At 61.2% G+C, this 18,512-nt stretch carries 16 protein-coding genes, 4 tRNA genes and 1 pseudogene; 4 read left to right on the plus strand and 17 right to left on the minus strand.

Annotated elements, in window-relative coordinates; genetic code table 11:
* Positions 1-23 precede the first annotated feature (23 nt).
* From rpoB to M1D34_RS08930, 13 genes are all read right to left on the minus strand, one after another.
* Positions 24-4,166 carry a DNA-directed RNA polymerase subunit beta gene (gene rpoB / locus M1D34_RS08870; RefSeq protein ID WP_003536195.1) on the minus strand — a complete coding sequence of 1,381 codons (4,143 nt, stop codon included), beginning with the start codon at positions 4,164-4,166 and terminating at the stop codon, positions 24-26.
* 265 nt (positions 4,167-4,431) lie between these two features.
* Positions 4,432-4,812, minus strand: a complete 381-nt coding sequence (rplL, locus tag M1D34_RS08875; protein ID WP_003536194.1) for a 50S ribosomal protein L7/L12 — start codon at positions 4,810-4,812, stop codon at positions 4,432-4,434.
* Between the two features lie 58 nt (positions 4,813-4,870).
* Positions 4,871-5,389 (minus strand): 50S ribosomal protein L10, encoded by a 519-nt coding sequence (gene rplJ / locus M1D34_RS08880; RefSeq protein WP_003536192.1) that lies wholly within the window; start codon positions 5,387-5,389, stop codon positions 4,871-4,873.
* 332 nt (positions 5,390-5,721) lie between these two features.
* Complete coding sequence (gene rplA, locus M1D34_RS08885; protein WP_003536190.1) at positions 5,722-6,420, minus strand: 50S ribosomal protein L1; 699 nt, start codon at positions 6,418-6,420, stop codon at positions 5,722-5,724.
* Between the two features lie 4 nt (positions 6,421-6,424).
* A complete protein-coding gene (gene rplK, locus M1D34_RS08890) occupies positions 6,425-6,853 on the minus strand; it encodes a 50S ribosomal protein L11 (RefSeq protein ID WP_003536188.1) in 429 nt (142 codons plus the stop codon).
* A 216-nt stretch (positions 6,854-7,069) separates the two neighbouring features.
* Positions 7,070-7,600, minus strand: coding sequence for a transcription termination/antitermination protein NusG (gene nusG, locus M1D34_RS08895; RefSeq protein ID WP_003536182.1), 531 nt, complete (start codon positions 7,598-7,600; stop codon positions 7,070-7,072).
* 16 nt (positions 7,601-7,616) lie between these two features.
* Positions 7,617-7,817 (minus strand): preprotein translocase subunit SecE, encoded by a 201-nt coding sequence (gene secE, locus M1D34_RS08900; RefSeq protein ID WP_003536180.1) that lies wholly within the window; start codon positions 7,815-7,817, stop codon positions 7,617-7,619.
* Positions 7,818-7,999: 182 nt separating this feature from the next.
* Positions 8,000-8,075: transfer RNA gene (locus M1D34_RS08905), tRNA-Trp, on the minus strand.
* A 245-nt stretch (positions 8,076-8,320) separates the two neighbouring features.
* Positions 8,321-9,214, minus strand: a complete 894-nt coding sequence (locus tag M1D34_RS08910; RefSeq protein ID WP_003536178.1) for an NAD-dependent epimerase/dehydratase family protein — start codon at positions 9,212-9,214, stop codon at positions 8,321-8,323.
* 125 nt (positions 9,215-9,339) lie between these two features.
* Positions 9,340-10,005: a hypothetical protein gene (locus tag M1D34_RS08915; RefSeq protein WP_028011733.1), complete on the minus strand. Its 666-nt coding sequence runs from the start codon at positions 10,003-10,005 to the stop codon at positions 9,340-9,342.
* A 348-nt stretch (positions 10,006-10,353) separates the two neighbouring features.
* Complete coding sequence (gene tuf / locus M1D34_RS08920; protein ID WP_010969189.1) at positions 10,354-11,529, minus strand: elongation factor Tu; 1,176 nt, start codon at positions 11,527-11,529, stop codon at positions 10,354-10,356.
* 262 nt (positions 11,530-11,791) lie between these two features.
* Positions 11,792-11,865: transfer RNA gene (locus M1D34_RS08925), tRNA-Gly, on the minus strand.
* A gap of 23 nt (positions 11,866-11,888) precedes the next feature.
* Positions 11,889-11,973: transfer RNA gene (locus M1D34_RS08930), tRNA-Tyr, on the minus strand.
* A 216-nt stretch (positions 11,974-12,189) separates the two neighbouring features.
* On the opposite strand from M1D34_RS08930, the gene M1D34_RS08935 reads away from it, so the two are divergent.
* The gene (locus M1D34_RS08935) at positions 12,190-13,065 is read left to right on the plus strand and encodes a TrmH family RNA methyltransferase (protein ID WP_498778743.1); all 876 of its coding nucleotides are present in this window, start codon (positions 12,190-12,192) and stop codon (positions 13,063-13,065) included.
* On the opposite strand, the gene M1D34_RS08940 is transcribed toward M1D34_RS08935, so the two are convergent.
* Both M1D34_RS08940 and M1D34_RS08945 read right to left on the minus strand, forming a co-directional pair.
* On the minus strand, positions 13,055-13,339 hold the full coding sequence (locus tag M1D34_RS08940) for a hypothetical protein (RefSeq protein ID WP_003533097.1): 285 nt from the start codon (positions 13,337-13,339) through the stop codon (positions 13,055-13,057). The two genes, M1D34_RS08935 and M1D34_RS08940, sit on opposite strands and share 11 nt — an antisense overlap.
* 108 nt (positions 13,340-13,447) lie before the next feature.
* Positions 13,448-14,068, minus strand: coding sequence for an FMN-dependent NADH-azoreductase (locus M1D34_RS08945; RefSeq protein ID WP_010969187.1), 621 nt, complete (start codon positions 14,066-14,068; stop codon positions 13,448-13,450).
* 207 nt (positions 14,069-14,275) lie between these two features.
* Here M1D34_RS08945 and M1D34_RS08950 point away from each other — a divergent pair, with 207 nt between their 5' ends.
* On the plus strand, positions 14,276-15,217 hold the full coding sequence (locus tag M1D34_RS08950; RefSeq protein WP_010969186.1) for a LysR family transcriptional regulator: 942 nt from the start codon (positions 14,276-14,278) through the stop codon (positions 15,215-15,217).
* Between the two features lie 106 nt (positions 15,218-15,323).
* Here the strand turns inward: M1D34_RS08950 and M1D34_RS08955 are convergent.
* Positions 15,324-15,399, minus strand: a tRNA-Thr gene (locus M1D34_RS08955).
* Positions 15,400-15,593: 194 nt separating this feature from the next.
* Between M1D34_RS08955 and M1D34_RS08960 the strand changes: the two genes are divergently transcribed.
* Together M1D34_RS08960 and M1D34_RS08965 are read left to right on the plus strand one after the other, a co-directional pair.
* Positions 15,594-16,367 (plus strand): NAD kinase, encoded by a 774-nt coding sequence (locus tag M1D34_RS08960; protein WP_498778745.1) that lies wholly within the window; start codon positions 15,594-15,596, stop codon positions 16,365-16,367.
* A gap of 86 nt (positions 16,368-16,453) precedes the next feature.
* Positions 16,454-16,955 (plus strand): annotated as a pseudogene (locus M1D34_RS08965) (hypothetical protein).
* 355 nt (positions 16,956-17,310) lie between these two features.
* Here M1D34_RS08965 and prfB read toward each other — a convergent pair.
* A protein-coding gene (gene prfB / locus M1D34_RS08970; RefSeq protein WP_013844294.1) for a peptide chain release factor 2 occupies positions 17,311-18,442 on the minus strand; the annotation gives its coding sequence in 2 pieces (ribosomal slippage) (positions 17,311-18,372 and positions 18,374-18,442; 1,131 coding nt in all).
* Positions 18,443-18,512: the final 70 nt, after the last annotated feature.

The raw sequence follows: 18,512 nt of genomic DNA on the forward strand, positions 1-18,512 counted from the left end.
TAGCGGCACGCACCTGATGACTCTTATTCGGCCGCGTCCGGCAGCTGCGCCGTGCTACCGACGTCGTCGACCTTGGAGTTCTCCAGCTCGACCGAAAGGCCCAACGAGCGCATTTCCTTGACGAGAACGTTGAAGCTCTCCGGAATACCCGCTTCGAAGGTATCGTCGCCGCGGACGATCGCCTCGTAGACCTTGGTGCGGCCGGCCACGTCGTCCGACTTGACCGTCAGCATTTCCTGCAGCGTATAGGCGGCACCGTAGGCTTCCAGAGCCCAGACCTCCATTTCGCCGAAGCGCTGACCGCCGAACTGCGCCTTGCCGCCCAGCGGCTGCTGGGTAACGAGCGAGTAAGGACCGATCGAACGGGCGTGGATCTTGTCGTCGACCAGGTGGTTGAGCTTCAGCATGTAGATGTAGCCCACGGTCACCTGACGGTCGAAAGTCTCGCCGGTACGGCCGTCATAGAGCGTCGACTGACCGGTTACCTTCAGGCCAGCCTGCTCCAGCATCTCGTTGACGTCCGCTTCGACGGCACCGTCGAAGACCGGTGTCGCGATCGAAACGCCGCGGCGGGTCTGCTCGGCAAGCCGGACGATCGATTCATCGTCGTACTGCTTGATCGGCTCGCCCTTCGGGCCAGATCCGATGACGCTGTCGATGGTATCGCGCAGCGGCTGGATATCAGCGCCCGCCTTGTATGCATCGAGCATCGCTCCGATCTTCTTGCCCATGCCGGCACAAGCCCAACCGAGATGGGTCTCGAGGATCTGACCGACATTCATGCGCGACGGCACGCCGAGCGGGTTCAGAACCACGTCGACATGCGTGCCGTCTTCCAGGAACGGCATGTCTTCGATCGGCACGATCCGCGACACGACACCCTTGTTGCCGTGACGGCCGGCCATCTTGTCGCCCGGCTGGATCTTGCGCTTCACGGCGACGAAGACCTTGACCATCTTCATGACGCCCGGAGGCATCTCATCGCCGCGCTGAACCTTTTCGACCTTGTCCATGAAGCGCTGTTCAAGGCGCGACTTGGATTCGTCGTACTGTGCGCGAAGCGCTTCGATCTCGCCCTGCGCCTTCTCGTCCTCGATAGCGAACATCCACCACTGCGAGCGGGGATATTCACTGATGACGACGTTGGAGAGCTCGGTGCCCTTCTTGAAGCCCTTCGGACCGGCAACGGCGACGTGGCCGCGAAGCATGTCGACCAGACGCGCATAGACGTTGCGGTCGAGGATCGCCTGTTCGTCGTCGCGGTCCTTCGCGAGACGCTCGATTTCCTCGCGCTCGATCGCCATCGCGCGCTCGTCCTTCTCGACGCCATGGCGGTTGAAGACGCGCACTTCGACGACCGTGCCGAAGGTGCCCGGGGGCATGCGCATCGACGTGTCGCGAACGTCCGACGCCTTCTCGCCGAAGATGGCGCGCAGAAGCTTTTCTTCCGGCGTCATCGGGCTCTCGCCCTTCGGCGTGATCTTGCCGACGAGGATGTCGCCCGGCTGAACTTCGGCGCCGATGTACACGATACCGGCTTCGTCCAGGTTTTTCAGCGCTTCTTCCGAAACGTTCGGAATGTCGCGGGTGATTTCTTCCGGACCAAGCTTGGTGTCGCGCGCCATCACTTCGAATTCCTCGATGTGGATCGAGGTGAAGACGTCGTCACGCACGATCCGCTCGGAGAGCAGGATCGAGTCTTCGTAGTTGTAGCCGTTCCAGGGCATGAACGCGACGAGGGCGTTGCGGCCGAGCGCCAGATCGCCGAGGTCGGTCGACGGACCGTCCGCGATGATATCGCCCTTGTTGATCACGTCACCGACGGTGACCAGCGGGCGCTGGTTGACGCAGGTGTTCTGGTTGGAGCGCTGGAACTTCTGCAGCCGGTAGATATCGACGCCCGACTTGGACGGATCCAGGTCTTCGGTGGCGCGGATAACGATACGGGTCGCGTCCACCTGGTCGACGATACCGCCGCGGCGGGCAGCGATCGCAGCACCGGAGTCACGCGCGACGACCGGCTCCATGCCGGTGCCGACGAAGGGCGCTTCCGCACGCAGCAGCGGCACGGCCTGACGCTGCATGTTCGAGCCCATCAGCGCGCGGTTGGCGTCATCGTTCTCGAGGAACGGAATGAGCGCGGCCGCGACCGAGACGAGCTGCTTCGGCGAAACGTCCATCAGGTTGATGTTGTCGCGCGGCGCCAGCATGACTTCGCCGGCGTGGCGGCAAACGACGAATTCTTCAGAGAAGGAGCCGTCGTCATCCAGCACCGAGTTTGCCTGTGCAACGTGATACTTCGCTTCTTCCATCGCCGACAGATAGACGACGTCGTTCGTCACCTTGCCGTCGACGATCTTGCGGTACGGGCTCTCGATGAAGCCGTACTTGTTGACGCGGGCGAAGGTCGCAAGCGAGTTGATCAGACCGATGTTGGGGCCTTCCGGCGTTTCGATCGGGCAGATACGGCCGTAATGCGTCGGATGCACGTCGCGCACTTCGAAGCCGGCACGTTCGCGGGTCAGACCGCCCGGACCCAGTGCCGAAAGGCGGCGCTTGTGGGTGATTTCCGAAAGCGGGTTCACCTGGTCCATGAACTGCGAGAGCTGCGAGGAACCGAAGAATTCGCGAACGGCTGCGGCAGCCGGCTTCGCGTTGATCAGGTCCTGCGGCATCACGGTGTCGATCTCGATCGAGGACATGCGCTCCTTGATCGCACGTTCCATACGCAGGAGACCCAGACGGTACTGGTTCTCCATCAACTCGCCGACCGAGCGGACGCGGCGGTTGCCGAGGTTGTCGATGTCGTCGATCTCGCCCTTGCCGTCACGCAGTTCCACGAGCATCTTGACCACGGCCAGGATGTCTTCCTTGCGCAGCGTGCGAACCGTGTCCGGAACGTCCAGATCGAGGCGCATGTTCATCTTCACGCGGCCGACGGCCGAGAGATCGTAGCGCTCGGCATCGAAGAAGAGCGCATTGAACATGGCTTCGGCCGAATCCATGGTCGGCGGCTCACCCGGACGCATGACGCGGTAGATATCGAACAGCGCGTCCTGACGGTTCTCGTTCTTGTCGGCCGAAAGCGTGTTGCGGATATAGGCGCCGATATTGATGTGATCGATGTCGAGCACCGGGATCTCATCGAAGCCGGCGGAAAGGATGACCGGAAGCGTCTTCTCGTCGATCTCGTCACCGGCCTCGAGATAGATCTCGCCGGTCTCGAAGTTGACGACGTCCTCGGCGAGATAGTTGCCGTAGAGATCGTCGTCGGTCGCCTTGAGCGCCTTCAGGCCCTTTTCCTGCAACTGCCGGAGCAGGCGCGGCGTCAGCTTCTTGCCGCTCTCGACAACGACCTCGCCGGTGTCGGCGTCGATCATGTCTGCCAGTGTCTTCTGGCCCTTCAGCGCATCCGGCTGGAACGGCACGCGCCAGCCCTCGCCGTCGCGCTGGTAGAGCGACTTCGTGTAGAAGGTGTCGAGGATTTCTTCGCCGTCCATTCCGAGCGCCATCAGAAGCGACGTCACCGGAATCTTGCGGCGCCGGTCGATACGCGCATGGACGATGTCCTTCGCGTCGAACTCGATGTCGAGCCACGAACCGCGATAGGGGATTACGCGCGCGGCGAAGAGCAGCTTGCCGGACGAGTGGCTCTTGCCCTTGTCATGGTCGAAGAAGACACCCGGCGACCGGTGCATCTGCGAGACGATGACGCGCTCCGTGCCGTTGACGATGAAGGTACCGTTGTCCGTCATGAGCGGCATGTCGCCCATGTAGACGTTCTGTTCCTTGATATCCTTGATGGACTTGGCGCCGGTGTCCTCGTCGATATCGAACACGATCAGCCGCAGCGTCACCTTGAGCGGCGCCGCATAGGTCAGGTCGCGCTGACGGCACTCCTCGACGTCGAACTTCGGTGCCTCGAATTCGTAGGAAACGAACTCGAGCATCGAAGCGCCGGAGAAATCCTTGATCGGAAATACCGATTTGAAAACGGCTTGAAGCCCCTCATCCGGCCGTCCGCCTTGGGGCTCGTCCACCATGAGGAACTGGTCGTAAGACGCCTTCTGAACCTCGATGAGGTTCGGCATCTCCGCGACTTCGGGAATTTTACCAAAAAACTTGCGTACGCGCCTACGACCGTTAAACGAAAGGGTCTGAGCCATCGTCGCTCCTTGTCAATCTTGCATCCGGGCCTGCAACGGACGGGAACCGATGGCCAGTCGACCCCGTCAATCAATGGGTAGTTCAATCTCGTCCAGCATTCGAAAGACGCCAGCGCGGAATGCTGTGCTGTCCTTCGATCGGGACCATCCTCTTGAAGAACCCATTACCCAAAAGCCGTTTTCGACAGGCTTTTGGGTAATATGTTCTAAAAACGGTCAAAGAGAGGCGGCCACGAGGGCCACCTCCCTTTCGCATTTCGTCGAATTACTTGACGTCGACCTTCGCGCCAGCGTCTTCGAGCTTCTTCTTGAGGTCAGCAGCTTCAGCCTTGGAAACGGCTTCCTTGACGGCCTTCGGAGCGCCTTCGACGAGGTCCTTGGCTTCCTTGAGGCCGAGACCGGTGATGGCGCGGACTTCCTTGATGACGTTGATCTTGTTCGCGCCGGCATCCGTCAGGATGACGTCGAACTCGGTCTTTTCTTCTTCGACCGGAGCAGCAGCGCCAGCAGCACCACCGGCAGCAGCAACGGCTACCGGAGCAGCGGCGGAAACGCCCCACTTTTCTTCGAGAAGCTTGGAAAGCTCAGCAGCTTCCAGGACGGTCAGCGAGGAGAGGTCTTCAACGATCTTTGCGAGATCAGCCATTTTACTTTTCCTTTTGTTCGGTTCGAACTGGTTTTAAATACAACAGCGAAATTCCGCCTCAGGCGGCTTCGTCCTTCTTGGCATAGGCCGAGAACACGCGGGCAAGCTGGCTTGCCGGTGCTGCGACAACCGTCGCGACGCGGGTTGCCGGGGCGTTGATGAGGCCCAGCAGCTTCGCGCGCAGCTCGTCGAGCGAAGGCAGGGTCGCAAGCGACTTGACACCTTCGGCGTTGAGCGTGGTTGCCCCCATGGCGCCGCCCAGAACAACGAGCTTGTCGTTGGTCTTTGCGAAATCCATGACGACCTTCGGAGCCGTTACGGGGTCTTCGCTGAAAGCGATCAGCGTCTGCCCCTTGAAGAGATCGGTCATCCCTTCAGACTCCGTGCCCTGAAGAGCGATCTTGGCCAGGCGGTTTTTCGCGACTCTGACGGTGCCGCCAGCAGCGCGCATCTTCGAACGGAAGTCGTTCATCTGCGCAACTGTGACACCAGCATAGTGGGCCACGACAACCGAACCGGAAGCCTTGAAGACTTCGTTCAGCTCCGTGACGAATTCGCGTTTTTCCGCTCTTTCCACTGTCTGTCTCCAGTTGGCAGGGTTGCTCATCGCAGCCCTGCCGGGTTTGCCTTTGTCACCCGGGATCATTCTCGATCCCAAGCAACGCTTGAGGATCCTGTCCCTTGGCGTTCCCGGGGAGCCGGGTCTGACACAAGGCAAGCGAGGTTCGAACCGAATTCCGACGCGTCCGCGTCTTCGTGAAATTCAGATCTTACCCGTCTCATGCGGGCCAGGTGATTAAGGTAAAACCACCCGCAATCTCGGACAGGAGTTCCGGGCGGTAGGCCCGGAATTTCCGGCCCCGAAAGGCCGGAAATCTGGTTACGGGCCGAAGCCCGTCAAACTATCTATCAGGCAGCGCTGATCGTTGCCGGGTCGACCTTGAGGCCGGGGCCCATCGTCGAAGAAACAGCTACGCGCTTGACGTAATTGCCCTTGGCGCCGGTCGGCTTTGCCTTGATCACGGCATCTGCGAAGGCCCGGATGTTCTCTTCGAGCGCCTTGGCATCGAAGGAAGCCTTGCCGATGCCGGCGTGAACGATACCTGCCTTCTCCACGCGGAACTCGACCGCGCCGCCCTTCGAAGCCTTCACGGCTCCGGTGACGTCCATGGTGACGGTGCCGACCTTCGGGTTCGGCATCATGCCACGGGGGCCGAGAACCTTACCGAGACGGCCGACGAGCGGCATCATGTCGGGGGTCGCAATGCAGCGATCGAAGTCGATCTTGCCGCCCTGGACGATTTCGACGAGCTCTTCCGCACCGACGACGTCGGCGCCGGCAGCCTTGGCTTCGTCAGCCTTCGCGCCACGGGCGAAAACGGCGACGCGAACCGACCGGCCGGTGCCGTTCGGCAGATTGACCACGCCGCGGACCATCTGGTCGGCATGGCGCGGATCGACGCCGAGATTCATCGCGACTTCGATCGTTTCGTCGAACTTGGCCGTCGCACGCTCCTTGACCAGCGTCACGGCTTCGGTGAGGCCATAGAGCTTCGTCGGATCGACGCCCTCGCGGGACTTCTGTACACGCTTTGCAATCTTCGCCATGGTCTTAGCCCGTCACTTCCAGGCCCATGGAGCGGGCCGAGCCCTCAACCATCGCCATTGCGCCATCGATATCGGCCGCGTTGAGGTCCTTCATCTTGGCCTCTGCGATCGTGCGGATCTGAGCCTTGGAGATCGAGCCGGCCTTGGCCTTGCCCGGGGTCTTGGAGCCCGCCTGGACCTTCGCTTCGCGCTTCAGGAAGTAGCTGACCGGCGGCTGCTTCATGACGAATGTGAAGGACTTGTCCTGGTAATAGGTGATGACGACCGGGATCGGCATACCCTTTTCCATTTCCTGCGTGGCGGCGTTGAACGCCTTGCAGAATTCCATGATGTTAATGCCACGCTGACCAAGCGCAGGACCGATCGGCGGCGACGGATTCGCCGAGCCGGCCTTTACCTGCAGCTTGAGCTGGCCTGCAACTTTCTTAGCCATTTCTCTCTGCCTTTCACTGCTCCTTTGCGGCGAGGCCGAAAAGGGAGCTCATCAGCCGGTTGCCCGGCCATTTGCCGATCGATCGATCGGCGGCTGCGGTTGCGTGGTGCGGATGAACCGACCCGGCTTAAGGTCGGAAACCTCCCACGCGATGCGGATCGCTCCGCCGAACAGGCCGATGAATCGACCTGCCCATTCCTATTGGCTTACGCTCTATCAGACCTTTTCGACCTGGCCGTATTCCAGCTCGACAGGCGTCGCGCGGCCAAAGATCGACACCTCGACCTTCAAGCGCGACCGCTCTTCATCGACATCCTGAACGGTGCCGTTGAACGATGCGAAGGGGCCGTCGGAAACGCGGACCTGCTCGCCGATCTCGAACGAGACCGAAGGCTTCGGGCGCTCGACGCCGTCCTGCACCTGACCGAGAATGCGATCGGCCTCATGATCAGGAATCGGCACCGGCTTGCTGTCCGTACCAAGGAAACCCGTCACTTTCGGCGTGTTCTTGATAAGGTGATAGGCCTCGTCGGTCAGATCGGCGCGAACGAGAACATAACCCGGAAAGAACTTCCGCTCCGCATCGACTTTTCGTCCGCGACGGACCTCGACCACCTTCTCGGTCGGCACGAGAATCTTCTCGAACAGATGTGTGAGGCCCTTCTGCTTGGCCTTCTCCTCGATCGATTCGGCGACCTTCTTTTCAAAATTCGAATAGGCGTGAACAATATACCAGCGCGCAGCCATGCTACTCTCCACCCAATCAAGCGCCAACGTTGAGGATCAGGCTCATCACCCAACCCAGCAACTGGTCCGCACCAAAGAAAAAGGCGGCGGCAAAAGAGACCATGACGAAAACCATCAGCGTCGAGATCGTCGTCTCGCGCCGTGAAGGCCAAGTCACTTTCGACGTTTCAGCGCGCACCTGCTGCAGAAACGCAAATGGATTTGTTTTGGATGCCATATAATGCTCACGCCATTACGGCGCGTAAAGCCGACGTGTCAGCCCCACGCACCGCGTGTCTGTTTGGACCCTACATAAAGACCGATTGCGAAAACCACAAGAGCCAATCAGCCTTTTTTGTGAATATACAAAGACGGCCGTGCCGCCTTCCCACGCATCCCAACACGGCAGGATCGGGAGAATGGCAGGGGCAGAGGGGCTCGAACCCCCGACCTGCGGTTTTGGAGACCGCCGCTCTACCAACTGAGCTATACCCCTACGGTGCCGCGACGCAACCCGAACCGGCTGCGTCCCAAGTCAGCGGCTTAATATTCAGTTTGCCGGACGCTTTCAAGCGCATTCGCAGCAAAAGCCAAAAAAGAATCGACAAAATTTCAGCGGACGCTCGATCGGCGGCTGCGACGCAGAGTGTGTGCGGTTTTCCGCTGCATCCCGCGTCTCAACGTACGCCATTATCCATCTCGCAGCAGCCGTCATAAACTCAAGACGAATCTCAACATACCCTAGTCGTTCAGCCGCACATATTTACGCCAGTCATGCTCTTCCTTGAAACCAAGGACCTCGCGGATCTTGCGATTGGAAAGCAGCCCTTCGAATTCGCCGATCTCGCGCGTGAAGGGAACATTCGGATAGAACTGCCTGGCCAATTCGCGCGAAGGCGTGTTGGCCGAGACCGTGTCGTTCGCGGCGTTGAATATCGCGAAGCCCAGGCCATCCTTCTCAACGCAGAGCTTCACGATCTGGCCGAGGTCGCGGGCATCGATATAGCTCCAGGCGATCCTTTTGCGGATCTCCGGATGGGCGAAATAATGCGGGAAGTCTGCATATTCATGCGGCTCGATCACGTTACCGATGCGCAAGGCGTAAATATCGAACCCGGAGCGCTCCGCGAAGGCCCTCGCCGTCTTCTCGTTCACCACCTTGGAGAGCCCGTAGGAATCCATCGGATCGACGTCGTAATCCTCTTCGAGAGGAAAATGATGGAAGTCACGGTGCCCCTCCGCAAAGCAGACGCCATAGGTCGTCTCGCTGGAAGCGACGATGATCTTTCGGATGCCGAGCTTCACCGCCGCCTCGATGACGTTGTAGGTCCCCATCACGTTGACCCGGAAGGTTTCGTTGTCGGGCTTGATGAGGATGCGCGGAATGGCCGCGAAATGCACGACGGCATCGAAGGGCTGCGTGCCGCGGTCGAGATCGGGGAAGTCCCGGTGCATCGACAGCGCATTGAACATCTGGCCGCTGTCGGTGATGTCGGCGATCAGATTGGTGACGCCGGGGCTGTCGAGCGGCACGAGATCGACATTGTGCACGTCATAGCCGGCCTCGACGAGATAGGGCACGGCGTGCCGCCCGGCCTTCCCCGAGCCGCCGGTAAACAGAATTCGCTTTTTCATGATATATCCCCACGCAGAAGAAGACGTGCTGCAGCGACTGTACTGTATGCGCCGCTCCGTAGGTTAGGTACTTTGCGCCTTTGCGCAAGATCGATCGTGCGTGCCACCGGGTGTTCCTGCCGGATTCACCACTTCAGACTATAGCGGACATCGACCACGCTCCGCGGCGCCAGCAACGGATCGGCGACCGCCGCGCCGAGGCGCAGATTTCCGAAATTCTGTTCCACCCCAATCCGGCTCACACCACTGATGCCGTCACGCGAAACCTGGCTCTGCACGGTGAGCGACGTTCGGCTTGCGGGAGACACGAGCTTGGCGGATTGCGTCAGCCTCGGTTCGCTGCACCGGTTCTCATAGGCGTTGCATTGGAGAGCGATGCTCCTGTGGACCTCCGCATCGAGCGTGGGCGTGACGATCCAGCTGCGCGCGGTACCGGCGCCGAAGTTGCCGGTCCCTCGCAAGGCATTGTAATCCACGCTGACCTGAGAGGAACGCGTGACCGCCCCTCGCCCGCTCCCGCGCGAAACCGTTCCCCAGAGGCGGACCGGCGCGCCGGGCGGATTGATCTTGCCCGAGCGTGTCGCGTCCATCGAGACTTCGGCGCCGGCGGACGTGTTCCACCGCCCCGTCCGGCGAACGCCGAACCGGAATTTGTAGGCGTTGGCGCCGGTCTTGGAAGGCGACCAGATAAGCGGGCGGTCATCGGCGGCCGAGGCGAATTGCGGGGACTTCCCGACGCAGATCAAAACGATGCCAGCCGCGGCAAGCCGCGTGGAAATACGTCTTCTCATTGGATTCCGATCCTGCTGCATATGTCCTTTGACCGGAACCGATCGAAGGACAAGACATGCACCAATTTCAACGCGCTACGGTGAAACCTTTGCGCGTTTGGCAAAGACGCGCGGCGCTGTAGGCCGCAACCGTTGCCATTCGCAAGTCGTCAGGACCGGAAGGTAACACGGACCGGCGGCAAGGTCCCGTGATAATCGGACGTCGCGTGTGGGACTATGCAAACACTGTTGCAGACATCACACGCGAAAGAGATCGCCCCACCGCTTCAAAAAGCGTTGATTTGGTAATCCGCCATAAAAAAACCCCGCGGTTGCCCGCGGGGGTTGGAAGTCCGATCCGAACCGGAATTACTCGACGATGGAGGCGACGATGCCTGCGCCGACGGTGCGGCCGCCTTCGCGGATAGCGAAGCGCAGCTTTTCTTCCATCGCGATCGGCACGATCAGCTCGACGTCAACCGTGACGTTGTCGCCCGGCATGACCATTTCCGTGCCTTCCGGAAGCGTCACGATGCCGGTCACGTCCGTCGTGCGGAAGTAGAACTGCGGACGGTAGTTGGTGAAGAACGGCGTGTGACGGCCACCCTCTTCCTTCGTCAGGATGTAGGCTTCAGCCTTGAACTTGCGGTGCGGCTTGACCGAACCCGGCTTGCACAGAATCTGACCGCGCTCGACGCCGTTGCGGTCGACACCGCGAAGCAGCGCGCCGATGTTGTCGCCGGCCTGGCCCTGGTCGAGCAGCTTGCGGAACATTTCAACGCCCGTGCAGGTCGTCTTCGTCGTCGGACGGATGCCGACGATCTCGATTTCCTCACCGACCTTGACGATGCCGCGCTCGACGCGACCGGTCACGACCGTACCGCGGCCCGAGATCGAGAACACGTCTTCGATCGGCATCAGGAACGGCTGGTCGATCGGACGCTCAGGCGTCGGGATGTAGGCGTCGACCGCAGCCATCAGCTCGCGGATCGCGTCTTCGCCGATCTTCTTGTCCGAATCTTCAAGCGCGGCCAGAGCCGAACCCTTGACGATCGGAATGTCGTCGCCCGGGAATTCGTAGGACGACAGCAGTTCGCGCACTTCCAGCTCGACGAGCTCGAGCAGTTCCGCGTCGTCGACCTGGTCGACCTTGTTCAGGAACACGACGATCGCCGGAACGCCGACCTGGCGGGCCAGCAGGATGTGTTCGCGCGTCTGCGGCATCGGGCCGTCAGCGGCCGAAACAACCAGGATCGCGCCGTCCATCTGCGCCGCACCGGTGATCATGTTCTTGACGTAGTCGGCGTGGCCGGGGCAGTCGACATGCGCATAGTGACGGTTCGGCGTCTCGTATTCGACGTGCGCCGTCGAAATGGTGATGCCGCGGGCCTTTTCTTCCGGCGCAGCGTCAATCTGGTCATACGCCTTGAACTCGCCGAAATACTTCGTGATCGCTGCCGTCAGCGACGTCTTGCCATGGTCAACGTGGCCAATCGTGCCAATGTTGACGTGCGGCTTATTGCGCTCAAATTTGCTCTTTGCCATGGGTACGCTTCCTGTGGTCAAATCGGATGGATCAGCCGGCGGGGCCGGTTTGTCGAGCCGTTTAAGGGTTTCGTCGGATTTGCGCAAGACTTAATTGCGTGCGCCGGAACGGCAAGGTCTCGCCTCCTTAGAAAGGCAGCGGCAAGCGGCGGCAGAAGCACCCAAAGCGCAACGCCTCAGGCCGGAAAACAGAACGTAAACAGGCGCATGCGGCACAAACCTAAAGTGCAGCGGAATTTTTGTTATGCTTTGAAAAAGAAGCTGGAGCGGGTAGCGGGAATCGAACCCGCGTATTCAGCTTGGAAGGCTGCTGCTCTACCATTGAGCTATACCCGCGGGCCTTCGATCCTGAAGCAGAATGGTGGAGGGAGTTGGATTTGAACCAACGTAGGCTGAGCCAACGGATTTACAGTCCGTCCCCTTTAACCACTCGGGCATCCCTCCATTTTTCTGTCGGGATCAATCGACCAAGCATTTGAGATCGCGTAAGAACCGGCGCCGTTTGTCGCCGCCCCTCGATCTGCGCCGGGTATATGACCGCCTGCATTCGTCCTGTCAACACGGCGAAATGCAAATTTTCAGAATTTCTCCACAGCCGGCCGCAGCGGCGATTTTCCGAAATCAGTTTCAACCCGGGGCGAAGCTCACTATAAGACCGGCATGAGCAAGGACAAGACCGGCGACAAGAGCGCCAGAGACACCCATTATGCAAATCTCCGCCGTGCGCACCGGGACGCAAGGCGCGAACGCGGGGAGATTCCAACCCCGCGTCAGGACAAGCGCGCAAAGCTGTCCGCCGACTGGAAGCCGCCGGCACTCGCCCCGGACCAGGTGCTCCTCTACGGCCTGCACACGGTCCGCGCAGCCCTCGACAATCCGGAACGCCGCATCATCCGCCTCTCGGTCACGCAGAACGCCGCCGCACGCCTGGATCTCGGAGATCTCACGGCGCTCCCCTTCCCGACCGAGACTGTAACGCCGCAGGAACTCGACCGGATACTCGGGCCCGATGCCATTCACCAGGGCGTGATGCTGGAGACGCAGCCTCTGCCGCACCGCAAGCTCGAGGCTCTTCGCGACTGCCCCTTGATTCTCGTTCTCGATCAGGTGACCGACCCCCACAATGTCGGAGCGATCATGCGCTCGGCGGTCGCCTTCGACGCAGGCGCACTCATTACGACGATGCGCCACAGTCCGACCGAATCGGGTGTTTTGGCGAAATCGGCCTCGGGTGCGCTGGAACTCATTCCTTATATCCAGATCACCAATCTCGCCGACACCCTCGAAGAGCTCCACGAACTCGGCTTCATGACGATCGGCCTCGATTCCGAGGGGCCGCAGCCGCTCGAAGGCACATTCGCCGGCGACAAGATCGCGCTCGTGCTCGGATCGGAGGGCAAGGGCCTGCGCCAGAAGACGCGGCAGACGGTCAAGGCGCTCGCCCGGCTCGACATGCCCGGCGCGATCAAGTCGCTGAACGTGTCGAATGCCGCCGCCATCGCGATGTACGCGGCGAGACATCATCTTAAGGGATAGGAGCCGACGGGACGATCGTCACGGCGAGCCCCGCCGTCGGGCAGCCGTCCTGCAATCTTTTCCATGTCGTGACGTTGAGGTTCATTTCGCAGCGCGCGAGATAGGAGATATCGCCGATGCGGATGCAGGCAGTCTGCCCGAGTTCGTATTTCGCTCCGTCGCGGTGTCGGCAGGTGCAACGCCCGCCCGGCGCAGACGCGGAAACACTTCCGGCCACCAGGGCGACGGCCGCGAGCGACAACGCCAGAAACCGCAGGGCGCGCACGCATTTCATGCCCGACAGAATAGCGCAGTTTCGACCCGATCAGAAACGGAGAATGCCGGCTGATCGCTCGGCCGGCATCCTCCGCAACGAACCGGCGCCACAGCGCCGGCCGAATGGTTAGCTCGCGAGCTTCAGAACGTTGCCCTCGGCAATCGTCTTTTCGGCTTCGGCGATGGCGAACTGCTTCTGGTCGGGGCCGAGATTCAGGCCCTCTGCGCGGATGAACTCGATGTCCGTTATGCCGAAGAAACCGAAGACCGACCGCAGATAGGTTTCCTGGTGGTCCATGGCGGAAGCCGGGGCGACCGAATAATGACCGCCACGGGTGGAGGCGACGATCAGCTTCTTGCCCTTGGCGAGGCCTTCCGGTCCTGCTTCGGTGTAGCGGAAGGTTTTGCCGGCAACGGCCAAGCGGTCGATCCACGCCTTGAGCTGGCTCGGGATCGAGAAGTTGTACATCGGCGCACCGACGACGACCGTGTCCGCAGCCAGGAATTCCTCGAGCATCTGGCGGCCGATGCGAACATCAGCGGCCAAAAGGGCGTCGACACCTTCGAGATCTGCAGGCGCCATGATCTGTGCGCCGGTCAGGTGCGGAACGCGTTCGGATGCGAGATCCCGATAGGTGATCTCCGCATCGGGCCGGTCGGCCTTGAGCTGCGAGACGATTGCCGATGTCAGGCGGCGGGAGACGGAGTGTTCGCCGAGAATGCCGGAGTCGATGTGAAGGATTTTCATGGGAAGCACCTTTGCTTACGTTGCGGTGCATCACATATGATCTGCAAACAATCCTTCGATAAGTCAGCGAATATTTGACATTCCGTTTCCCCAGGGAAACAATTCGGCATATATCGCGAACAGGTGGCCGCCTGGGCTCCAATCGTCGCCCTCCAATGGACGACGAGCTGCACCGATCGTCGATACCGCCTTTGATGGGAGGCACTCATGCAGGATCTCAACGATATCGCGCTCTTCGCCGCAGTCGTCAAACACAACGGCTTCAGCGCCGCCGCGCGCGACCTGAACGTGCCGAAATCCAAGCTCAGCAAACATGTCGCACGCCTGGAGGAGCAATTGGGCGTGCGCCTGCTCGAGCGCTCGACGCGCAAGCTTCGGATGACCGAGGTCGGCCGCATCTTCTACGAGCACGCCCAGGGGTTGCTCGACGGCGTGGCCGCAGCCGAAGCCGAGATCGCCGCAGTGCGCGCCGAGCCGACGGGCGTCGTCCGGCTCGCCTGTCCTATCGGCTTCACACCGATGCTCGCCGACATCCTGCCCGCCTTCCACCGCCGATATCCGGGCGTCCGCCTGCTGATCACCGCCTCCAACCGGCGGATCGATCTCATCGAGGAAAGGATCGACGTGGCCTTGCGCGCGCGCGACCAGCTCGACACCGACAGCCAGCTGATCGTCCGCAAATTCGGCGAGGTGCGCCAACGCCTCGCCGCCAGCCCGACGCTTCTCGCGCGCCTCGGCGAGATCACGACCGACAATCTTTCGCAAATGCCGACGCTGTCGATGAACGAGCAGCACCCCAATGATGTCTGGCGGCTCGTACACGCAACCGGGGGAGCGATCGAGATCGCTCACCGGCCCGTCGTCGGCTGCAGCGATTTTCTCATCCTCGAGCGCGCGGCCATCGAAGGCATGGGCATAGCGCTGCTGCCCGACCATATTTGCGAGCGCGCCTTCCGAACCGGCGCCCTGGTTCCGGTCCTGCCGGAGTGGACCTCCGGCAACGTCATGGTCCACCTCGTCTTCCCCTCGCGCCACGGCCTGCTGCCCGCGACCCGCGCCCTCATCGACTTTCTGGCGGAAAATCTGATCAAGGCGCTGGAGCGCTGCCGCGAGGTCGATCCGAGGCCAGCGGCATCGTTCGAGATTTGATGCGACGGGTCAGGCGGCTACAGCCACTTCGGGCCGATGGAATTCTGCCGGAGCCCCAGGGTTCAATCGGATGAAGCTTGTACGGGCGTGTTTATTTTTGGGATTATGGTGCCCCCAGAGAGACTCGAACTCCCGACCTACTGATTACAAATCAGCCGCTCTACCAACTGAGCTATAAGGGCATATTAGCGCTGGGAGTTACCATATTCTCCCCCGGTGTAAAGCAAAAATGCAGCTTCTCCCAATTTTTCGGATGCGTTCGCGCCGAGGCCGTGCCAGAAAAAGCGACCGTGGCGTCTACAGCGCCGCCCGCCTAAATTGATGTGAAAACAAGCGGAAGCGCCCCTGCCCCCGCGATGACAGACGGACTGAGTTCATGGCCCGCAAGTTCAACTCCCTTGCCTTCATCGCATCGCCGGCGGAGGAAGCGCAGAAGGCGGCCGAGGATCTCCGGGCCGTCTATGGGGATCATGATCCGGACAAGGCCGACGTGATCGTTGCGCTGGGCGGCGACGGCTTCATGCTGCACACGCTGCACAGGACGATGAATACCGGCAAGCTCGTCTACGGGATGAACCGCGGCTCGGTCGGGTTCCTGATGAACCGCTACAGCACCGAGAACCTGCATCAGCGCATCGCCAATGCCGACGAGAACGCATTTCATCCGCTCGAGATGCGCACAACGGACGTCAACGGCGATAAGTTCGCCGCGCTTGCCATCAACGAGGTTTACCTTTTTCGCCAGTCCTACCAGGCCGCGAAGCTGAAGGTCATGGTGGACGGAAAGACGCGGCTCGACGAATTGACCTGCGACGGGCTGCTTCTGGCAACGCCTGCGGGCTCCACCGCCTATAATCTGTCTGCGCACGGGCCGATCCTGCCGTTGGAAGCGCCGCTTCTGGCGCTGACGCCCGTCAGCCCCTTCCGGCCGCGGCGCTGGCGCGGGGCGCTGTTGCCGAATCACGTAACAGTGGACATCGAAATCCTCGAGGCCGACAAGCGACCGGTCAACGCCGTGGCCGATCACCAGGAAGTCAAGTCCGTCGTGCATGTCCGCATCGCCGAATCGGAGAAGCTCACTGCGCGGATCCTTTCGGATCCGGACCATTCCTGGTCCGATCGAATCCTGGCCGAGCAGTTCTCCAATTGAAATCACACGTTGCACGAGCGATATGGTATGATCACGGGCGGTAGCGTGCCTCGCGGTCCCGGCGTTCGGTTGCGAAGGATATCCACATGCACAAGGCCCTGCTGATAACGCTCTGCCTGACCCTGCCCCGCAGGCGGGCTATGCGCCCAGGAAAGCGACCTCCTGCCCCCGAATGTCATCTTCGTGACGAGCACGGGCTTTTGGGAGGAGAGCGGCGGCGCGCTGCAGCCGGACGAAAACAGCGACGGCGACAAGAGTGCGAAGTCTGCTGCGCCCGGGGGACGGCGCGGCTATTATAAACTGATTGCCATTCGACAGGAGGACGGCACCGCGCAGGTCCATCTGCAACAGATCGCCTCAACTCCGACCGGCCCCGAGGTGGTTTCCTCCGCGGAACTCGAGGAATTCACGGCGCTGAAACCCTATGTCACCGATATTCGCCCCGAAACCTCGACGGGGATCACGCCGCAGCCGGGCATGTTCGCGACGGTTTATCTGAAGACCGACGCTGGCGCGACCGAGCCCGAGTCCTGGACGGTCCTCATCGATGAGCTCGGCGACATCAAAGTCGAGCGGGCGACGAATTGAGGGTTAGATGTGAGCACCGAACTTCGCCCCTCATCCGCCTGCCGGCACCTTCTCCCCGCAAGCGGGGCGAAGGGACAAGCCGCAAAATCCCAGCCCCCTCTCCATCGTAGAAGGAGCATAGGACGGGCGTAGAACGAGCACAGGGAGGAACCCGCATGTCCCTTCTCCCCGTCAGAACGCTACGGCATGCACATATCTCTTGCGCGCCGGTGCGGCGGATACTGCTCATGAAAGGGATCCCTCGCGAACCCAACCGCCTCAACCCCGCTCGGTCGGGATTGCCCCTCAACCGAGGGGCGGCTTTCAGCGTAGGCCGCACGCCGCGCATGCCCCCTCAACACCGGAGCACTGGCAATCAGCTCAGGTCGTCGACGGCCGCATCCGCGCCGCCGCTGACGCGATGCGCAAGGGCTGCCTCCATGAATTCATTCAGTTCACCGTCGAGCACGTCGCCCGGGCTGCTGCTTTCGACTCCCGTCCTCAAATCCTTCACCAGCTGGTAGGGCTGCAGGACGTAGGAGCGGATCTGGTGACCCCAGCCGATATCGGTCTTCGATGCCGCCTCGGCGTTGGCCGCCTCCTCGCGCTTCTTCAGTTCGGCCTCGTAGAGCCGCGCGCGAAGCATGTCCCATGCCTTGGCGCGGTTCTTGTGCTGCGAGCGTTCCTGCTGGCACTGCACCACGATGCCGCTCGGCATATGCGTGATGCGCACGGCCGAATCGGTCGTATTGACGTGCTGACCGCCGGCGCCCGAGGAGCGGTAGGTATCGATCCGGCAATCGCTTTCGTTGATGTCGATCTGGATCGATTCGTCCACGACGGGATAGACCCAGATGGACGAAAAGGACGTATGACGGCGAGCGTTGCTGTCATACGGAGAAATGCGGACGAGGCGATGCACGCCCGATTCCGTCTTCAGCCAGCCATAGGCATTGTGCCCCTTGACGAGGAGCGTGGCCGATTTGATGCCCGCTTCTTCCCCGTCCTGGATTTCCATGAGCTCGACCTTGTAGCCCTGGCGTTCGGCCCATCGGGTATACATGCGAAGCAGCATGTTCGCCCAGTCCTGGCTTTCCGTGCCGCCGGCGCCCGAATGGACTTCGAGATATGTGTCGTTCTGGTCGGCCTCGCCCGAAAGCATGGCCTCGACCTGCTTTTTCGCCGCCTCGCCGCGCAGTTGGCGAAGCGCTTCCTCGGCCTCCGCGACGATCGCCGAATCGCCCTCCTCTTCACCGAGTTCGATGAGCTCGATGTTGTCGTTGAGCTGCTGCTCGAAGCGGCGCAGGCCATTGATGCCGTCATCGAGCTGCTGGCGCTCCCGCATCAGCTTCTGCGCCTCGGCCGCGTCGTTCCAGAGCGACGGGTCTTCCGCCTTGTTGTTCAACCAGTCCAGTCGTCTTACCGCCTGGTCCCAGTCAAAGATGCCTCCTCAGCAGGCTTATGGCCTGCTTGATTTCGTCGACGATGTTCTCGATTTCGCTGCGCATGATCCTGCTTCTTCAGGTGATTTTTCGAACGTGACGGTCAAATAGCGATGCCCGCCGCCGATGTAAAGGC

It is taken from the genome of Ensifer sp. D2-11 (genome assembly GCF_054161295.1).

Excerpts from the sequence above, each read along its gene's own strand:
- rpoB (WP_003536195.1), bottom strand. The coding sequence starts at position 4,166 with ATGGCTCAGACCCTTTCGTTTAACGGTCGTAGGCGCGTACGCAAGTTT.
- rplL (WP_003536194.1), bottom strand. The coding sequence starts at position 4,812 with ATGGCTGATCTCGCAAAGATCGTTGAAGACCTCTCCTCGCTGACCGTC.
- rplA (WP_003536190.1), bottom strand. The coding sequence starts at position 6,420 with ATGGCGAAGATTGCAAAGCGTGTACAGAAGTCCCGCGAGGGCGTCGAT.
- rplK (WP_003536188.1), bottom strand. The coding sequence starts at position 6,853 with ATGGCTAAGAAAGTTGCAGGCCAGCTCAAGCTGCAGGTAAAGGCCGGC.
- nusG (WP_003536182.1), bottom strand. The coding sequence starts at position 7,600 with ATGGCTGCGCGCTGGTATATTGTTCACGCCTATTCGAATTTTGAAAAG.
- secE (WP_003536180.1), bottom strand. The coding sequence starts at position 7,817 with ATGGCATCCAAAACAAATCCATTTGCGTTTCTGCAGCAGGTGCGCGCT.
- M1D34_RS08910 (WP_003536178.1), bottom strand. The coding sequence starts at position 9,214 with ATGAAAAAGCGAATTCTGTTTACCGGCGGCTCGGGGAAGGCCGGGCGG.
- M1D34_RS08915 (WP_028011733.1), bottom strand. The coding sequence starts at position 10,005 with ATGAGAAGACGTATTTCCACGCGGCTTGCCGCGGCTGGCATCGTTTTG.
- tuf (WP_010969189.1), bottom strand. The coding sequence starts at position 11,529 with ATGGCAAAGAGCAAATTTGAGCGCAATAAGCCGCACGTCAACATTGGC.
- M1D34_RS08935 (WP_498778743.1), top strand. The coding sequence starts at position 12,190 with ATGAGCAAGGACAAGACCGGCGACAAGAGCGCCAGAGACACCCATTAT.
- M1D34_RS08940 (WP_003533097.1), bottom strand. The coding sequence starts at position 13,339 with ATGAAATGCGTGCGCGCCCTGCGGTTTCTGGCGTTGTCGCTCGCGGCC.
- M1D34_RS08945 (WP_010969187.1), bottom strand. The coding sequence starts at position 14,068 with ATGAAAATCCTTCACATCGACTCCGGCATTCTCGGCGAACACTCCGTC.
- M1D34_RS08950 (WP_010969186.1), top strand. The coding sequence starts at position 14,276 with ATGCAGGATCTCAACGATATCGCGCTCTTCGCCGCAGTCGTCAAACAC.
- M1D34_RS08960 (WP_498778745.1), top strand. The coding sequence starts at position 15,594 with ATGGCCCGCAAGTTCAACTCCCTTGCCTTCATCGCATCGCCGGCGGAG.